The sequence below is a fragment of the Clostridium sp. YIM B02555 genome (assembly GCF_022320955.1).
Lineage (GTDB): Bacteria > Bacillota > Clostridia > Clostridiales > Clostridiaceae > Clostridium > Clostridium saccharoperbutylacetonicum.
Map to the genome: position 1 here is coordinate 22706 of NZ_JAKJJY010000032.1, position 16267 is coordinate 38972.

Below are 16267 nucleotides of genomic sequence, written 5' to 3' on the forward strand. Positions count from 1 at the left end.
TTATGTTGTACAAGAAAATTGATCATAAGGATGTATAAAATCTTGTTTAGGATAGTGAGTGTTACTACTTCGGGAAATGAATTTAAATGAAAAGGCTGTTGAGCTTTATGATCCTCTTGGATTTAAAAGATCATATATATATTTGTATGGAGTAAAAAATATTTCAATAATGTTGAATGATATATTAGTAAATTATGTTATAATTTATTTATATTGGTAGAATAATGGATTAGTAGTATAAACAAAATTAGAAGGGGGCAATTGATATGAAATTAAAGTATTATGGAATAGGTATTGGATTAACAATTGCTATCACTTGTATTACTTTAACATTTATTAATTTAAATAATAGCAATAATAAAATTGAAAATAAGTTAGACGTAGTCACTACATCAGCAGAACAAACTTATTCTCAAGATAGTAAAGAAAACATTGCAAATGATAAGTCTCAACCATCAACAAAAAGCAATGATTCAACAGTTTTAGAACCAACAATTAAGAATGATTACTCAAAATCATTAGTACCATTACCTGTACCAGATAGTAGAAAGGAAATAGAAGCAAAAAATTTGCCTAAACCAAATCCAAATTCAAAGATAGTTGTAGAAGATTTGGGCTAAATAATGAACATATTATTGATAATGTAGGATTAAGACGTTGTTCTTAATTCTATTATTTTAAATTAAAATAATTAGGTTTACTAAATTGATTCGAGGTAAAGATGAAAGCTTTAGTTAGTGGTTTTTAAGGTGATGCTAATTAATTATAAGTAGAACATAGTTTTAAACTAGGAGGGTAAGCTTATGAAAAGAAGGAAAAAAGTTATTTTGCTATTTGTTATTATATTTATGATTACTGGATGTAGTATTAATAAGGACAAACCATCAAGTAGCAGCCTCAATGAAAAACAATTGACGGAAAAAGAGAAATTAGAAGATTTTGAATATATGTATACAATACTTAAGGAAAATTATCCTTTTTTTGAAGTAAGCAAAAGACAAAAAGGTGTAGATTGGTTATCAAAAAAGGATGATTATATTAGTAGAATAGAAGCAACACCTAATGATGAAAGTTTTTTTAATACCTTAAATGTAATATTATCAGATCTTAATAATGATCATGTAGCAATGGTAGATAAAGATTTTTATCTATTGCTTAAAAGAGATTATGAAAAGTATTCTGATAGTAAAGGAAGATGGGTAGAAGAAGTAAATAAACCAAAAACTATTGAACGGTATTCTTCTATGAAAGGAAAAGAAACTTCAAATATTCCATTAGGAAATTCAAATAATAATACTGTTAAAACAATGGATATAGAAAATGGAAAAGTTGCTTATGTATATATACACTCATTTTTTGATAAATATCTGGATGAGGATATGAAAATAATTAAGCCGTATTTTGAAAGTATTAAAAACCATAAGGCTCTTATAATTGATATACGAGGTAATACTGGAGGAACTGAAACTTTTTGGATAGATATGGTTCAAATGCTTATTAATAAACCAATGGAATATAAATTCTATATGGCATTCAGAGGTGGAAAATTTAGTGAGCCATTTCTTAAAGAAAAGTATTCGTTTGGTGATAAACTAACTAATCCTATTTATGATGGTCTTAAACCAATTGCAGATATTGATAAAGAAAATCTTAAAAATTTGCCTCCAGAATTGAAAAAAGATTTTAAATATTATTATGTATCCTCATATGAAATTGAACCATATGATTCCAAGGGATTTAACGGTAAAATCTATCTACTTATTGACCATAATGATTTTTCTGCAACAGATCAATTTGCTAATTTTTGCAAAAATACAGGCTTTGCTACATTAGTTGGAGAAAAAACAAGTGGAGATGGTATTGGTTACGAGCCAGAAATATGTTCGCTTCCAAATAGTGGATATCTTTTTAGGTTTTCAAATGATATGGGATTAACTTTGGATGGAAGTTGTGATTTTGAATATAAAACAGAACCAGATATAAATGTACCTGCGCAAAGGACTGACAATATTTCTGATGATCAGGCAATACAAACTGTATTAAAACTTGTAGGTTAATTTTGGAGATTTTTAATTGAATAGTAGAATACTTAGTGAAAAGGTCAATGAGTTAATAATTTATGAGGTGAAAATTATGTATTATAATAATAAATTTAAGATACTAAATATATCAATAGTAATAATAATTATTTTAATAGCAATATTTAGTATGCTAAACCATGAGTTAAAGTTAGGTATGCCAATTCTAATGATTTTATTAGGTTTACAACAATTGGTACTGGGAATTAATTCTTTAAAATTAAACAAGAAAAAGGATTATATTGTATCTATAGGAGCAAGCATATTTATTTTTGCATGTTCAATAATTTCAATTATACTTATAGTTTCGTAAAGGTAAATAAGATAGGCTGATTATAAAATTATGTTTAATAGTAAATTATTGAGGAGGATTTATATGAAAATTTATTATGTTGTAGGGTTAGCTGCATATGTAGCATCTTATATGATATTTTATTTTATATATACAAAATTGAACTTAGAAGAATTATTAATTGGTAGAACAAGCAGAAGAATTGCTTTATTTATGATTGCTATCATATTTGGTATTGTGGGTTATTCAATTACAGATAATTTAAATATTGCAAAAGAATATCAATTATTGGTTAATAGCTTATTTGTTGGTCCTTCATCAGCCCTTATTGTTTATGTATTGCCAGTTAAATCTAATTTGTAATCATTTCTTTTCATTATATTTTAACACTAAAACATAGAAGGAAATAATAAAAAGAGGAGATTCTTAAAGAATGAAAAAACAGCTTACAATTTTGATGTGTATTTTATTAATTATTTCGAACATAGTGTTTATTAGTACAACTGTATTTTATAAAACTAAAATGGATAACCAAGTTCTAAAGGTGTATTCTTTTGGTGGAGAAAATAATGATATTAAAATAACTAATGGAATTATCGTTATTTCAACAAATGAGCACATGGTTAGTGGTGGTGAAATATTATATACAGGCAGCAAGAATGATAAGATAAAAGCTTATTCGGAAAAAATCTATTTAAAAGAGCGAGAAAATAATGAGAAGATAGTTCTACATAATTCAGTGGAATCTCAAGGTGATATTAAAGGGACATCCTTTTCAGATGAGTTCTTATTGAATAAAGGTGTTGGAAGTATAAGTTCAGAGAAGCTTTTTAGTGAAGATGAAATAAATAATATCAAAGACAATATCTATTTTTCGCTTGATTATACAAAAGTTAATGGAGAAAAGGGGAATTATACAATTAAACTGAATTTGAATGAAATTAAATAAAGATTAATATAGAGAAACATTTGACATTGAGAATAAAAAAAGTGTGTTATATGTTAGAAGGGGATAAGTTAGTGGAGTACGTTAATATCAATAATAAAGAATATAAATTAGTTATAGGGAATGGGACTGATGATAAATATAGAAAGAATTTTAATACTTTAACTGAAAAGACCTTTGGCTTTAATTTTGAAAAATGGTACCAAGATGGATATTGGAAAAAGCAATATATACCTTATTCACTTATGGATGGAGATGATGTTGTTTCAAATGTTTCTGTTAATATAATGGATCTTGAGATTTTTGGTAAAATCAAACGGTATATTCAATTAGGAACTGTTATGACTGATGTGAATTATAGAAAGCAAGGACTTCTTAGAGCAATTATGGATAGAGTTATTCTAGATTGGAAGGACAAAGGCGATTTGCTTTATTTATTTGCTAATAATTCTGTACTTAATTTCTATCAAAGATTTGGTTTTTCTGAAGTTAAACAATATCAATGCACAAAATTAATAAGTAATAATGGTAAACTTGGAGTTGCACAAAAACTGAATATGTCAGATGAAGGTGATAGAACTTTGGTTTATAATAAAGCAAATATAATAACACCATTTTCTAAAATTTATATGTGTGGTAATGCAGAATTAATTATGTTTTATTGTACTATGTTTATGAGTAATAATATTTATTATATCAAAGATCATGATGCTGTTGTAATTGCAAACTTTGTTGAAGATACAATGGAAATATTAGATATTTTTTGTGAAAAAGAAGTATCTATAGATTTAGTGCTTGGATATTTTACAGATGAAAATATAAAAAAAGTAAAACTTTATTTTACGCCAAAAGATACAAGTTCTTATATAGAAATACCATTAGTAGGTGAAGATACTCTATTTGTTCTTGGAGAAGATAAAATGCTGCTTAAAAATAATCAATTTATGTTTCCAGAATTATCTCATACTTAATAGATGAAGAACTATCAAAATTAATAATTCAACTTATAAATGTAATATATATATTATTGAGAAATTATAATCGTAACACTAAACTAGAAATCATATACATTTTTCTGGAAGCAGGCATGTGAAATTGAGCTGATGATGGTTATTAGTGGAAGGTTGTCTCATTTTCTGCTTGTCATAAATTTACTTTAGGAACATGCAGAAATGGGTGCAACCTTCCACTTAGAACCTTCCAGCGAAAATTTCACTAGTCCTGTGGAAGATAAATGTATCTGATTTCGGTAACTGTTGCATAAGTATAGTTCTAGCGTTGGATATCTATAACATAGTTTAGTATATATTTTAAAGAAATGAGGGGTAACAGTGGATATTAGCAATGGTATTGAAGTTGTGTTTTTTGATTTATTCTTTACATTAATAACACCACGATATAATGAGTTTAGAAATGAAAATGATGTATTAGGAATAACAAAAGAAGAATGGGAAAAGTATGCAGAAGATGAAAGCTTATATTTAGAGAGAGCAACTGGAAAAGAAATGAATCCGCAAAAAATAATTGAGAGTATTGTTGGAAAAATTGGAATGAAGGTTAGTGAAAATCAAGTAAATGAAATTTTGGAGTTAAGAGAAAATAGATTTAAAAAAGCATTAATTGATATAGAGAGTAAAGTTCTAAATACTCTTTTAGAGATAAAGAAGATCGGGAAGAAGCTATGCTTAATTAGCAATGCAGATATAATTGATGTAATGTGTTGGAATGAATCGTCATTAAGTAATTTATTTGATGAGAGAATATTTTCATATGAAGTGGGATGTCTAAAGCCTCAAAGTGAAATATACGAAATTGCATTAAAGAAAATGAATACTACTCCGTATAAATGTATTTTTATTGGAGATGGTGGTTCTAATGAATTAGAAGGTGCAAAAAAGCTGGGTATGAAGACTATACTTACAGACTATTTATTAGAAAATGACAGAGAAGATTATAATTCAATAAGAAAATTTGCGGATTACTATATAAAAGATTTTAATGAGATTATTGATATAGTAAGGAATTTATCGAAGACGAAAAATAATTAATTTGGGGCTGGTAATATGAAATCAAAATTTATTATTTTAGATCCCCTTGAAAGTGATAAATTATAGTATTAATTGGTGAAAGTAGTCGAGGCTAATATGATGAAAAATATAATGAAAAGTGATATTATGGAATTAATAGTACTTTAGAGGGGTGAGGCTATGCCAAGATTATATGAAGATGTCTTAAAAAGATTAGATGTAATAGAAAGTATGTACGATGCTATTAGAATAGTTGAACCAGCAAATAAAGCAGTCGTATGTGTTAAAGGTCCTGAAATATCTAAGCTCGAGGGGAATTGCTATGATTATTTGAAGGGAGAGCGTTGCAATAATTGTATTTCGTATAGGGCATATAGTGAAGATGTTGTGGTTGCTAAAATAGAAAGTAATTGTAACAAACCAATTGCTGTACTTGCAATTCCTATTAAAATTAATGAGGACACTTATGTTGTTGAGATGTTAAAAAGCATTGGGAAAAAGGATAAAATATTTGAATGTAATAATGATAATATGACTGTTAAAGCCGAGTTGATAGAATTGTTTAATGTTTTTTATCAAGATGAGATAAAAAATATTAATATAGAAATAGAAGATGATTTTATTGAAATAAGTGATGATAAGTTATTACTTTTAGAAAACAAAATTGATGAATTGAGAGAGAATTTGAATCATTTATGTGGACTTGAAGACAAAATTGGAAGAGAAGATGAAATATTGATGGTGAGTCAGGATTTAGATGAACTCATTGTGGAATATATGAAGATAAAATGATATTTACAGAATATTGATAATTAAATAAAAATAAATTAAAATAAAAACTTGACAAAAGGTATTTTGCTGAAATATAATAAGTTCAATGAAGGCAATGGAGCATTTATTTATATAGGTGCTTTATTGTCTTTTTTTATTTATTATTGCTGATATATCAGTGGGATTTCAGTAAGGGGGAGATAATTCTGTGTCAAGCTGACCAATCATATGCTAAAGAAATATATAAGCAAATTAAATTAGACATTTTAAATTTAAAAATAAAAGATGGAGATTTTCTTACATTAGCTGAATTGGCTGAGAAATATAATGTGAGCAAGACACCAGTGAGGGACGCATTGGGTGCACTTGAAATTCAAGGGTATCTGAAGTCTTTACCAAGGAAGGGATATTTGGTAAAGCCAGTTACTAAAAAGAGTATGAGAGAATCTTTCCAAATGCGAGCTATTTTCGAAAAAGCAGCTGTGAGTTTAGCTATTAAGACAGCAAGTGATTCAGAACTTGAAGATATATTAGATTTGGCTATGAAATTTCCTGAAGCATCACAAAACAGCAAGGTTTCAGAATTCAATGAATTGAATAATATATTTCATATGTCCATTGTTCGTGCCGCTCATAATTCATTATTGATTGATATGTGTGAAGGTATTATGGAAAATCTATCTAGAATTCTTATGATTGATTGCAAACAATTGGAGTTTTTAGATGAAAAAAAAGAACATATAAAAATTGCACAAGCATTACTTGAAAGGGATATCAAAAAGTCAGAAGAATTGATAACTGAGCATATAGCACAATTTCAAGCAAGAGTTTATGCAAATGAAAGAGAAATGGTATAGCAATTAAAAGATTTAGGAAAACTTTTAGTACAGCTAGAAATCATAAAATTATTATTTAAGCTAACAATGTATATATAAATGAGTTATGTATATATGTTGTAATAAAGAATTGTTCAAAAATTAAAGATTTCAAAGGAAATCAACATTAATTGAACATTGATAATTGCAATATATATTTTATAAAAAATAAATATTATAATAACAAGGTCAAATTAGATTTTGTAATTTTAAATCATTTAAGGGGGAAATATAATGAATAAAAAATCTTTAGTAGGAATTTTACTAGCATCAGTAATGTCAATTGGTATAATGTCGGGCTGTGGGGCCGCAAAAAATGATACAGCTAAAAGTGATGATGCAAATAAGAAGTATGTAATTGCATGTGATTCAAAATATGCTCCGTTTTCTTTTGAAGAAAGTGGAAAATATAAAGGAATAGATGTTGAATTGTTAGCTGCAATTGCAAAAGAAGAAAAATTTGAATATGACTTAAAGCCAATGGATTTTGATGGAATAATTCCAGGTATTACAGCTGGTCAATTAGATGGAGCAATAGCTGGTATGAGTATAACTGATGAAAGAAAGAAAGTATTAGATTTTTCAGATGGATATTTTGTATCAGGATTATCATTGGTTGTTAACAAAGATGACACTGCAATCAAAGGTGCTAGTGATTTAAATGGAAAAAAGGCATCTATTAAAAAAGGAACAGCAGGAGCTAAATATGCTGAAGATAATGAAAAGAAAGCTGGAATAACATTAAATTATTTTGATGATTCTCCATCAATGTTCCAAGCTGTTGAAAACAAAAATTGTGATTTCTTATTAGAAGATTATCCAGTAATTGCATATAAAATTAAAGTTGATCCTAATTCAAAATTAAAAATCGCTGGAGATAAATTAACAAATGTTGATTATGGTTTTGCAGTTAAAAAAGGTGGAAATGCTGATTTATTAAAGAAATTTAATGAAGGTCTTAAGAAATTAAAAGAAAATGGGGAATATGATAAAATTGTTGGCCAATATATAGGAAAGTAGTCATTGTTGAGTTTGAAAAGTAATTTTATCAAATTCAGCTTTGAATAAAATTATTCATAAGGAGCTATAATTTTAGGAAAGCAAAATTTCTAATTTGTAGCTCCTTGCTGTTTAATAGTACTTTGATTGAATAAATAAGTATATTTTACTAGATTGCAAGAATTTGTGAAAATGAAGGAAAGAATGCAAGTTGATTCATAATTTAAAATCTAATTAATAAAATTAAAACATTTAATAAAACCATAATTAACAAGATAAATAAGTATATTGCAAGGCTTGAATGCATGATTGTTAAATAAAAATGGTAAAAGATAGAATGTGCTGTGTTGACAGTTTTTGAATTAAACTATATAATAAGTTTCAGATAAAGGCGAAAAAATTTGTTGTAGAGTTTTGTGACTAATATTGATAATTGAATATTTTAATTGGAACATATATATACAATAAATTTAAATTTTAGTTTAATTTAATAAATTGCAAAGGGGCAGTAAAAATGAATAAAAGAGCATTAGTAGGAATTTTATTAGCATCAGTTATGTCAATAGGAATATTTGCAGGTTGTGGTGCATCAAAAGGTGATACAAAAGCAGATGGAGGAAATAAAAAGTACATAATTGCATGTGATTCTAAGTTTGCGCCGTTTTCATTTGAAGAAAACGCTAAGTATAAAGGGATAGATGTAGAATTATTAGATGCAATTGCAAAAGAAGAAAAATTTGAGTATGATTTAAAACCAATGGATTTTGATGGAATAATTCCAGGTGTTACAGCTGGTCAAATAGATGGAGCTATAGCTGCAATGACTATAACAGATGATAGAAAGAAAGTATTAGATTTCTCAGATGGTTACTTCGTATCAGGATTATCAGTAGTTGTAAATAAAGATAACACTTCAATTAAATCAGCAGAGGATTTAAATGGGAAAAGTGCTTCAGTTAAGAAAGGTACTGCTGGAGCAAAGTATGCTGAAGAACACGAAAAAGCAAGTGGTTTAAAATTAAATTATTATGATGATTCTCCATCAATGTTCCAAGCTGTTGAAAATAAAAATTCTGATTTCTTATTAGAAGATTATCCAGTTATCGCATACAAAATTAAAGTTGACAGCAATGCCAAATTAAAAATTGTTGGAGACAAATTAGATACTGTTGATTATGGATTTGCAGTTAAAAAAGGTCAAAATGCAGATTTATTAAAGAAATTCAACGAAGGACTTAAGAAATTAAAAGAAAATGGAAAATATGACCAAATAGTTGGACAATATATAGGAAAATAGTAAGGAGAATGAAACATGAATATTTTTCAATTGTTTATAGATAGTTTACCAAGTTTGCTTAGTGGACTTTCAGTAACGATAGAACTTGCAGTAATTTCATTGATATTAGCAGTAATTTTAGGGATTATATTAGGAATATTCTCTATAAGTACTTCAAAGATATTAAAAGGAATAGCTACAATATATATATATGTAATACGTGGAACGCCACTTATGTTGCAAGCATTGTTCTTATACTTTGGTGTTGGACAAGCTCTTAACATTCAATTTGATCCAATCATTGCAGGTATAATAACACTTACAGCTAATGCATCAGCTTATATGGCTGAAATCTTCAGAGGTGGAATTCAAGCTGTAGATAAAGGTCAAATGGAAGCTGCAAGATGTCTTGGGCTTAGTTATTCAAAGGCTATGAGAAAAGTTATTTTACCACAAGCAATTAAAATTATGATTCCATCAATATTAAATCAATTTATTGTTACTTTGAAGGATACCTCAATCTTAACAGTAATAAGTGTAAGGGAACTTACTGAAAGCGGAAAAATTATAATTGCTAGAAACTATATGGCATTTGAAATGTATGCAATTTTAGCTTGTATGTACTTTGTAATAATTACAGCATTGTCTTTAATCTCAAATCATATAGAAAGGAGATCAAGCTATGGTAATAAGCGCTAAAAATATAAAGAAACGTTACGGACATAATGAAGTTCTTAAAGATATATCAGTGGATATAACAGAAGGAGAAGTTCTTTGCATAATAGGACCATCAGGTTCAGGAAAGAGTACTTTCCTAAGATGTTTAAATGCTTTAGAAGAAATTCAAGCTGGAAACATTACGATATTAGGACAAGAACTTGTTAATAATAAGAACATAAATAAATTAAGAGAAGAAATAGGAATGGTGTTTCAATCCTTTAATCTTTTCCCTCATTTAACTGTTCTTGAAAATATGTTACTTGCACCATTAGAATTGAAAAAGATGAACAAAGCAGAAGCTACTGAAAAAGCTCTTGGCTTATTAGATAAAGTTGGATTAAAAGATAAAAAGGATGTTTATCCAGATACATTATCAGGAGGACAAAAACAAAGAGTTGCTATTGCTAGAGCACTTACAATGAATCCTAAAATAATGCTATTTGATGAACCAACTTCAGCTTTGGATCCTGAAATGGTTGGTGAAGTTCTAAAGGTTATGAAGGACTTGGCTCAAGAAGGAATGACAATGGTAGTTGTAACTCATGAAATGAACTTTGCTAAAGAGGTATCTGATAGAGTAATCTTCATGGATCAAGGCTATATAATGGAAGAAGGAGATCCAGAAGAAATCTTTACAGCGCCAACAAGTGAAAGATGTAAAGAATTCTTAGATAAAGTAATTAATCAATAATTAAGGTTTATAAACAAAGCATTGTTTCAATTTCATAAATTGGGACAATGCTTTGTTTATATACGCGGTCAATTATTAATGATGAGTGTACAGTAATCAGTTGTCAGTGTTCAATAATCGATTGTGAATCAACATAGATTGAAGATTGATAATGACAATTATGCATATAAATATTATAAATCTTTTTAAATATGTTAATATATAAGATATATAGGTTAATTAATCGGGTACGCATTAATTTTAGAAATTCTGAAAAAATTGAATGCTTCAAAAGTGAGAATAAAACTTTCTCTTTGGAGTTTTATCATTAACTTACAATTGATAGTTGAGTTAATTGGATAATAAGTAATAAGTAAAAGTGAATAAGTTAGAGGGGGAAAATAAATTGTTAATTAATCAAAAAAATTCTGAACTTAAAAATATTGTAATCTTAGCCACAGGAGGAACAATTGCTGGTACTGGTGAAGAAGGAAAAACAACGAATTATCAGGCTGGTAATTTAGATATACAAACTTTGATCAGCAGTGTTTCAAATCTTGATAAAATTGCAAACATATATGGTGAGCAAATTGCCAACGTTGATAGTAATGATATAACTGTGAATCATTGGTTAACGCTAGCAAATAAAATAAATGAACTTTCAAAACAAGAAGATATAGATGGGTTTGTAATAACCCATGGAACAGATACCTTAGAAGAAACAGCATATTTTTTAGATTTGACAGTTAAAACAAGTAAGCCAGTAGTTCTGACTGGGGCTATGAGACCTTCAACTGCCACAAGCGCTGATGGGCCTTTAAATTTATATCAATCAGTTGCTTTAGCAGCAAGTGATTTATCTGTAGAGCAAGGCTGCATGGTTGTTTTTTCAGATGGAATTTATAGTGGGCGAAATGTACAAAAGGTAAATACCTTTAAAACAAATGCTTTTAGCTCAATAGAATTTGGATGTCTTGGTTATATGAGAGATAATATCCCTTATTTTTTTAATAAGTCTATTAAACCACATACAATTGATTCGCAATTTGATATTTCAAAATTAAATCAATTACCTAAAGTGTCTATAGCATATTTCAATATAGATGCTGATCCTTCAATTCTAAAGTATTTTTCGCAAAGTTCAGAAGGTATTGTAATTGCTGGTGCAGGAAGTGGAACTTTTAGCACTAAATGGCTTCAAGCTATAGAAAGCCTTGAATTAAAAGGTATTCCAGTTGTAAGATCTTCGAGAATAGGCAGTGGAATAATATTAGAAGATGATGCTATGGATAAATATAATAATTGTATACCTAGCTATACCTTATCTCCTCCAAAGGCAAGAATCTTACTTTCTTTAGCTTTAACTAAAACTAAGGACTATGGAGAAATAAAGAAGATATTTGCAGAATATTAATAATGAAGCATTCATAATTTATTTACAAAAACCCATATAACAATCCAAAGAGCCACTTCATATAATAAATGAAGTAATATGGAGAGGAGTGTGCTATATGGGTGAAAGTTGTTCTAAGAGTAAAAGTTTTATTAGCAGGCTTTTAAAAAATGAACCTATGATTGAATTTGATGATTCTTCTAAAATTATAATAATAAGTGATGTTCATAGAGGTGATGGCAGTTATGCTGATTCGCTAAGACAAAATAGAAATATTTATAAAGCAGCCCTTGGATTTTATTATGAAAATGGTTATACTCTAATTGAATTAGGTGATGGCGATGAGTTATGGAAAAATAAAGACTGTTTAGATATTGCTTATACTTATAAGGATATCTTTGCTATTTTAAATAAATTTCATTATAAAGAAAGATTATATTTAGTTTTTGGTAATCATGATATAATTAAGTCAAATCCAGAGTTTATAAAAAAGCAGCAAAAGCTTTTTGAAGAAGTGGGAGTAGAATTTGGACGTGAACTGGTTTATCTCTATAGCAATATACAATTTAATGAAGGAATAATTCTTAAATATATGCCTTCAAATAGTTATATGGTCGCTTTTCACGGGCATCAAGTTGATATGGTAAATTGTGAACTATGGAAGTGGAGTAGATTTTTAGTCAGATATGTTTGGAGATTCTTAGAAGGGGTTGCTGGTTTTAAAGCACCTACTAGCCCTGCTAATAATTATGATAAAGGGACTAAGATAGATGAGTCACTTGAGACTTTAGCTAAAAAAGAAAAAAAGGTTCTTGTTTGTGGACATACTCATAATGATATATTTCCAGAACCTGATCAAGGCTTATACTTTAATGATGGATGTTGTGTCTTTCCATCGGCAATAACCTGCATTGAAATTACTAATGGTGAGATATCCTTGGTTAAATGGCAGATAGAAGTAGGGAAGAAAGATACATTATATATTAGTAAAAGCATAACTGGTGGTCCAGAGAAATTGCAAAAATATTTTGATTATGCTAAACAATTATAAAAGGTGGTGAAGTTTAGTAGAGAATTAGATAATAATTATCTCTTACTAAATAAAAATATGAATAAATTAAGTAATAAAGTTGCTCTTATTACAGGAGCATCAAGAGGTATAGGAAGAGCTATAGCCATAGAATTTGCAAAAGCAGGAGCAAGTGTTTTAATTAATTATTCTTCTGATAATAAAGGCGCCGAGGAGACTTTAGAAGAAATAAAGAAACTAAATGGATATGGTGCAATAATTAAAGGTGATATAGCTAAGTACGATGCTTGCCAGAAAATCGTTGAAGAAGCTTTGAGGTCTATGGGTAAGTTAGACATTCTAGTAAACAATGCAGGAATAAGTAAGATTGGACTATTTATGGATGCAACAGAAGAAGAAATTAATAATGTAATAAATACTAATCTTTTAGGCGCAATGTATTTAACTAAACATGTAGTAAGTCATATGGTTTCAAGAAAATGTGGAAATGTAATAAACATTTCTTCAATGTGGGGAGAGGTTGGAGCATCCTGTGAAGTCTTATATTCAAGTTCAAAAGGCGGGTTGAATTTGTTTACTAAAGCTCTTGCAAAGGAAATTGCACCTTCCAATATAAGAGTAAATTGTATTGCACCAGGTGTTATAAATACTAAAATGAATTCCTTTTTAGGGGAGGAAGAAAAAAAATCCCTAGAAGAAGAAATTCCTCTAGGAAGATTTGGTGATTCTAGTGAAATAGGAAAGCTTGCAGTATTTTTAGCTAGTGAGGATTCCTCTTATATAACAGGTCAAGTAATACGGGCAGATGGTGGATTTATCTAATTTATTCCTCCTCTTCAGAGGAAACTATCTTTTCAAGATAGAAGTAGAATTCTACTCCACCATTTATATTTTGAAAATTAAATTCGCTGTTATGAAGGTGTAAAATATTTTTTACAATTGATAACCCTATACCAGTACTATTTTTTTGAGTTCTTTCTCGAGATTTATCCAAACGATAGAATTTATCAAAAAGTCTTCCTATTTCTTCTTGAGGAATAGATACTCCCATATTTTGAACTGATATTTTAAATTTATCTAAGCCTTCCTCAATACTTACATTAATATCATTTTTAGGAGGTGTATATTTAATTGCGTTGGTTATTAAATTGGTTAATACTTGTTCCATTTGAAATGGGTCAGCATAGACATAACTATATGGAGTTGTAGAATTAAAATTAACGTTAAATTTATTTTCTTCAAAGTCAGGTTTATGCTTTTTTAATATCTTGTTTATTAATCGATTTATATTAAATGCTTCAAAATTTGGTTTAATAGTTCCTGATTCTAACTTTGATAATTCTAGCATATTAGTAACTAATACACTCATTTTTTTAGATTCATCAATTATAGTTTCTAAATACATGGTAGCATCCTCGCCGGAAGCAATTCCATCCTTTAGCCCTTCAGCATATCCTTCAATTATTCCAATTGGAGTTTTGAGTTCATGACTAACATTAGAAATAAAATCTTTTCTCATATCTTCCAATTGTCTTTCTTTTTCAATATCATCTTCTAGTTTCCTATTTTTTTGCTGTAAATCCAGTAAGGCTGCTTGAAGATTTTTAGATAAAAAGTTTAAAGATTTAGCAAGGCTTCCGATTTCATCTTCTCTATCAGTTTCACAAACAGGAGAAAAATCCATATTAGATATCTTATTTGCAACACGAGTTAAATTAACTAATGGTTTAGATATTAAGTTTGAGTAAATTAAAGCTAATATTATTGAAATAGTAATTAAGCCTAAAAATAAATAAATCAAAAATTCTCTAGCAACATCAGAAGCTTCTTTTATTGGCTGTATTGATGAAATACAAAAGAAGATAGAGTCATTTTTACTATTTAAGGATATTGGACTAACTATTCCGATCTTTTTCGTACCACTGCTTTGATTTTCAAAAATTTTATATCTTGTTTGTGAATAAGTTACAACTTGATTAACTAACTCTTCATCATTGATTAATTCAGCACCAAATGCAGTTAATGTATCATAACTTTCTTTATCACTAGCAATATTATTTGAAATATATCTATATTTTCCATCAAGAGAACGAATTATTATTTTTGCATTATTATCACTTTCGAACTTTTGAAGTGCATTAATTAAATCCTTATCAGTTTCAATGTGAAGAGAATATAAATCATTAAATTTATTTACTTCTAGGGCTAATGAGTTTGTCTTCTTATATAAATAAAAGCTTTCAAAAAGAAGAGTTTGTGCAAAAAAAGCAATAACAGCTAAAGCAATAACCAGAGATAATGTTATACCAAATAATCTTCTCGATAAACTATGCTTCATTATCTTGCCTCAAATTTATATCCGCTTCCACGAACAGTTATAATATAGCTAGCTTTTTCGCCAAGTTTTTCACGAAGTCTTTTTACATTAGTATCAACGGTACGAATATCTCCATAATAATCTATTCCCCATACATTATCTAAAATATTATCTCTGCTTAAGGCAATTCCGTCATTAGTAATTAAATAGACTAAAAGTTCATATTCTTTTGGGGATAAGATTATTTCAATGCCATCAATTTTTACCTCATGAGAAAGCTTATTTATGGTGAGACCATTGAAATCTTGAAAGCTAGAATCTAAATCATCTCTGGTTCTTTTTAACAAAGCTTTTACTTTAGCTATTAAAACTTTAGGGCTAAAGGGTTTAGTGATATAATCATCAGCTCCTACGTCATAACCTTGAAGTTTATCTTCTTCTTCACCTTTTGCGGTTAAAAGAATTACAGGAACTGTTGAAACATCTCTTAACTTTTCAAGCATAGTTAATCCATCCATAATTGGCATCATTATATCTAAAAGCACTAAATCAATTTTTTGAGTGCTAAATATATATAAACCTTCTTCACCATTTGAAGCTTCTAAGACATTATAATCTTCTTTAATTAAATAATCTCTAAGTAAAAATCGAATTCTTAATTCATCTTCTACAATTAAAATAGATTTTTTCATAATTATTTCCTCCTCTATATAAAAAGAATATCTGATTTCTTGTATGTATAGTCCAATTAGCAATGTTCAATTGTATGTTAATGGCTAAACCAATTCTAGATTTCTTGAATTGAGATGTTTAATCTTAATTGGAACTTATATATTTTTTATAATTTTAGAATGTATATTACATAGTATATAG

The 16267-nt window shown here is 28.3% G+C and carries 19 protein-coding genes; 17 read left to right on the forward strand and 2 right to left on the reverse strand.

All coding sequences use genetic code 11. The features are described from left to right. Window positions 1-76 precede the first annotated feature (76 nt). From L3B98_RS26850 to L3B98_RS26930, 17 genes are all read left to right on the forward strand, one after another. A complete protein-coding gene (locus L3B98_RS26850) occupies window positions 77-220 on the forward strand; it encodes a hypothetical protein (protein ID WP_238918960.1) in 144 nt (47 codons plus the stop codon). Between the two features lie 46 nt (window positions 221-266). Then, window positions 267-620, forward strand: a complete 354-nt coding sequence (locus L3B98_RS26855) for a hypothetical protein (protein ID WP_077364989.1) — start codon at window positions 267-269, stop codon at window positions 618-620. A gap of 183 nt (window positions 621-803) precedes the next feature. Next, the gene (locus tag L3B98_RS26860; protein WP_238918961.1) at window positions 804-2057 is read left to right on the forward strand and encodes a S41 family peptidase; all 1254 of its coding nucleotides are present in this window, start codon (window positions 804-806) and stop codon (window positions 2055-2057) included. A 16-nt stretch (window positions 2058-2073) separates the two neighbouring features. Next, the gene (locus L3B98_RS26865) at window positions 2074-2391 is read left to right on the forward strand and encodes a hypothetical protein (protein WP_238918962.1); all 318 of its coding nucleotides are present in this window, start codon (window positions 2074-2076) and stop codon (window positions 2389-2391) included. Window positions 2392-2454: 63 nt separating this feature from the next. Continuing rightward, window positions 2455-2733, forward strand: a complete 279-nt coding sequence (locus L3B98_RS26870; RefSeq protein ID WP_077364980.1) for a hypothetical protein — start codon at window positions 2455-2457, stop codon at window positions 2731-2733. A 70-nt stretch (window positions 2734-2803) separates the two neighbouring features. Then, window positions 2804-3319 (forward strand): hypothetical protein, encoded by a 516-nt coding sequence (locus L3B98_RS26875; protein ID WP_077364978.1) that lies wholly within the window; start codon window positions 2804-2806, stop codon window positions 3317-3319. Between the two features lie 71 nt (window positions 3320-3390). After that, window positions 3391-4287: a GNAT family N-acetyltransferase gene (locus tag L3B98_RS26880; RefSeq protein ID WP_077364975.1), complete on the forward strand. Its 897-nt coding sequence runs from the start codon at window positions 3391-3393 to the stop codon at window positions 4285-4287. A 360-nt stretch (window positions 4288-4647) separates the two neighbouring features. After that, entirely contained in the window at window positions 4648-5364 is a 717-nt protein-coding gene (locus L3B98_RS26885) for an HAD family hydrolase (RefSeq protein WP_238918963.1), read from the forward strand. A gap of 159 nt (window positions 5365-5523) precedes the next feature. Next, the gene (locus tag L3B98_RS26890; RefSeq protein WP_015394255.1) at window positions 5524-6135 is read left to right on the forward strand and encodes an aspartyl-phosphate phosphatase Spo0E family protein; all 612 of its coding nucleotides are present in this window, start codon (window positions 5524-5526) and stop codon (window positions 6133-6135) included. A gap of 143 nt (window positions 6136-6278) precedes the next feature. Beyond that, on the forward strand, window positions 6279-6971 hold the full coding sequence (locus L3B98_RS26895) for a GntR family transcriptional regulator (protein WP_077364967.1): 693 nt from the start codon (window positions 6279-6281) through the stop codon (window positions 6969-6971). A 252-nt stretch (window positions 6972-7223) separates the two neighbouring features. Then, window positions 7224-8009: a transporter substrate-binding domain-containing protein gene (locus tag L3B98_RS26900; protein WP_015394253.1), complete on the forward strand. Its 786-nt coding sequence runs from the start codon at window positions 7224-7226 to the stop codon at window positions 8007-8009. Between the two features lie 493 nt (window positions 8010-8502). Then, the gene (locus L3B98_RS26905) at window positions 8503-9285 is read left to right on the forward strand and encodes a transporter substrate-binding domain-containing protein (RefSeq protein WP_015394252.1); all 783 of its coding nucleotides are present in this window, start codon (window positions 8503-8505) and stop codon (window positions 9283-9285) included. Window positions 9286-9300: 15 nt separating this feature from the next. Continuing rightward, window positions 9301-9963 (forward strand): amino acid ABC transporter permease, encoded by a 663-nt coding sequence (locus L3B98_RS26910; RefSeq protein ID WP_077364963.1) that lies wholly within the window; start codon window positions 9301-9303, stop codon window positions 9961-9963. Continuing rightward, entirely contained in the window at window positions 9947-10675 is a 729-nt protein-coding gene (locus L3B98_RS26915; RefSeq protein WP_077364961.1) for an amino acid ABC transporter ATP-binding protein, read from the forward strand. The genes L3B98_RS26910 and L3B98_RS26915 overlap by 17 nt, the downstream gene beginning before the upstream one ends. A gap of 385 nt (window positions 10676-11060) precedes the next feature. Further along, a complete protein-coding gene (locus L3B98_RS26920; protein ID WP_238918964.1) occupies window positions 11061-12068 on the forward strand; it encodes an asparaginase in 1008 nt (335 codons plus the stop codon). A gap of 97 nt (window positions 12069-12165) precedes the next feature. Continuing rightward, entirely contained in the window at window positions 12166-13098 is a 933-nt protein-coding gene (locus L3B98_RS26925) for a metallophosphoesterase (protein ID WP_238918965.1), read from the forward strand. A gap of 57 nt (window positions 13099-13155) precedes the next feature. Beyond that, window positions 13156-13899, forward strand: a complete 744-nt coding sequence (locus L3B98_RS26930) for an SDR family oxidoreductase (RefSeq protein WP_238918966.1) — start codon at window positions 13156-13158, stop codon at window positions 13897-13899. 1 nt (window position 13900) lies between these two features. Here the strand turns inward: L3B98_RS26930 and L3B98_RS26935 are convergent, their stop codons facing one another. Next, window positions 13901-15415 (reverse strand): HAMP domain-containing sensor histidine kinase, encoded by a 1515-nt coding sequence (locus L3B98_RS26935; protein WP_238918967.1) that lies wholly within the window; start codon window positions 15413-15415, stop codon window positions 13901-13903. Then, complete coding sequence (locus tag L3B98_RS26940) at window positions 15415-16086, reverse strand: response regulator transcription factor (protein WP_077364951.1); 672 nt, start codon at window positions 16084-16086, stop codon at window positions 15415-15417. Before L3B98_RS26940 ends, L3B98_RS26935 begins: the two co-directional genes overlap by 1 nt. Between the last annotated feature and the right edge of the window lie 181 nt (window positions 16087-16267).